General features: G+C 62.7%; 2 protein-coding genes. Both read right to left on the minus strand.

Annotated features, from left to right (window positions below):
* Window positions 1-504 precede the first annotated feature (504 nt).
* On the minus strand, window positions 505-1,821 hold the full coding sequence (locus tag VN856_RS10470; protein WP_325688674.1) for a helix-turn-helix domain-containing protein: 1,317 nt from the start codon (window positions 1,819-1,821) through the stop codon (window positions 505-507).
* A 388-nt stretch (window positions 1,822-2,209) separates the two neighbouring features.
* A partial coding sequence (locus tag VN856_RS10475; protein ID WP_325688676.1) for a helix-turn-helix transcriptional regulator occupies window positions 2,210-2,394 on the minus strand: 185 nt, incomplete at its 5' end.

A 2,394-nucleotide genomic window follows, 5' to 3' on the forward strand; every position in this document is an offset into this window, starting at 1 on the left:
AATCGGATCCTCGCCGACGAAGGTGATGGCGCCCCCGGTGTCTTCGGGACAGAGTCCGAGTTCGGTCATCACGGAGCGGAAGCGCGCGTTGACGTCGAAGCCTGCGGGCGCTTGTGGTGTGGCTAAAGTATTGCTGCTCACGTTCTTTCCCTTCAATCGATAACGGGTAACTCAAGCCTGCGGGAAGCCACGACTCCGGTCGTTGTCGGCGCGTACAACGCCGGCACCGTTTACCGCTGCCGGTGAACAGTGACGCTGCTAAGCGTTCACCCGATCTGGGCAGCGCCTCGGCGCCACAGCCCAACATCCCCCGTTGACGAACACGAATGGCGGGTGCCGCGGCCCTCACCCGCTTGTGGCAAATGCTGCAGGCAAGCTCACGGTGCAAGCGATAGTGCTGCGCTGGAGGCCTGCCCCGAGAACCGCTTGGGGATCCGGCCGGCCTGGAGGACAGATCGTCATCGTGGCGGCCTTCCGCTCATCCACAGCGTCAATGGGTTTCGGCTACATGAGCCGGCGATGCACTTCGAACGCCAAACATAGTTCGGCGACATCCCTTGGCCGCAAAAGGGATCGGCCGGTACGTTTCTCGATTCGACGCAACCGGTGCCGGACCGTGTTCGGGTGGCAACTAAGCACCTCAGCCGCAATGCCCACGGACCCTTCAGTGTCCTGCCACACCCGAAACGTTTGGAACAGCGTCTCCCGCTCGTCGTCGGCAAGGTCGGCAAAACCGTCTAACGCGGCGCCGACCGTTTGGACCATCGCCTCCGGCGCACTCACGGCAGCGGTGGTCAGGATGGAGCCGTCGAACACCGTGACTGAGGATGTGGAGTCGGTCGGGCCCTGCAACATCATTGTGGCCACATGCACGGCTCGTGGTGTATTGCGCAGATCCTCGAAGGCCGCACTGACCCCCACCCGCGCAGTTGTCGTCCGAGAGAGTAGGGCAACCACCATGTTGAGTTTTTGGTCGGACCTGACGTGTACGACCCCAACCTGCACATCAGGCAGCAGCCGCCAGACCGAAAAGATGTCAAGGCTACGCAGCTTCGATTCGATCTCACGTAGCGGCGCATCACCCACGGTGGGAACGTGGGCGGCGACGGCCACGAAAGGACCATTGATCGGCAGCCGAAGACATCCGGCGACGTCGCGCAGATTCCATTGGTCGAACGCTCGTCCCTCAAGCAGCGCGTCTACCAGATTCGAGCGGCATGACCCCTCAGCCAGCAGCTGCCGCTTCTGTTCGTCGCGATAGCCGGCCACGACAGCAGTGGCGATCAGTTCGGCGAAGCGGCTGATGTGGACCTCGGTATCGGCTGGCATCGGCCCGAACTGCACCGAACCGACCGCCGCCAAGCCCCACATGCGTCCGTCAGCGATGATCGGCACCGCCACCCCCGCGCGCACGCGAGCCGCGATCGACCCGGCAACGTCGTCGTAGCTGTCGATCCGTGCGGACCGGCCGGTGCGCTGCACCACCGTTGCGATGGTGTCGCCATCCACCGCAGTTCGGGTGCCCACCGTCCATCCTGCGAGCGTCTCAGGATCGGCAGCAGCGGCCACGAGCGTGATCTCGCCATCCGATTCGAAGCGCCACAACCCGGCGGTGTCCGCAGGCACGCATCGCCGCATCTCTTCGGCCACAGCGCCAAATACCTCCAATGGTCCAACTCCGCGCGCCACCAGCATGGCCACTCGGCGCAACGCGGCCTGTTCGGCGGCGAGCCGGCGATATTTCGCGTACAGCGCGACATGGTCGACAGACTCGTCGAGTCGCTCGGTTGGAAATTCCTCGGCGGCTAATAGGACGTCCATGGCATCCTCACTAGTCGTCGCGTCAAATTGAAACCCTGCGCTCAGTTCGCCATCGTTGGCGCGTCTTGCCTGCGCGTCGGGATCGTTAGTGCTACTTGCTGATTCGGCGCACGAGCCAGACGAGGTTGCGGTCATCGGGACACCATCACGTACCCAGCGACACCGAACACCACCGACAGCATCGCCAGCATTCCAAGCGTTGCACTCAGCATCGTTGGCTCCTTCTCTCGTGTGCTCACCGGCGTGGTGTTGAGTTTTGCCTCGGCCCTAGCTGAGTGAGAACGTGATTAGTTGATAACGACTACGGTGGCAGCGCGGGCATGGGTGACACCATTGCCTGGTGGGCAATCTTTAAGGCCAGGCGGGGTAATGGCTAAGTCGCCAGAATCTAATGGGTCGGGTCGTCGGTGCCGTGCATGAGTTCGCTCAGCTCGGCGCGGGAATTTATCCCGAGCTTGGCGAACGCATTGTGCAGATGGGCTTTCACCGTGTGAGGCGTGACGTGCAGCCGCTGTGCCACTGACCGGTTGGTCGCACCCTGCGCTATCAGGTTGACCACCTTGAGCTCGGAAT

Source organism: Mycobacterium sp., assembly GCF_035603715.1.
GTDB lineage: Bacteria > Actinomycetota > Actinomycetes > Mycobacteriales > Mycobacteriaceae > Mycobacterium.

Excerpts from the sequence above, each read along its gene's own strand:
- VN856_RS10470 (WP_325688674.1), bottom strand. The coding sequence starts at position 1,821 with ATGGACGTCCTATTAGCCGCCGAGGAATTTCCAACCGAGCGACTCGAC.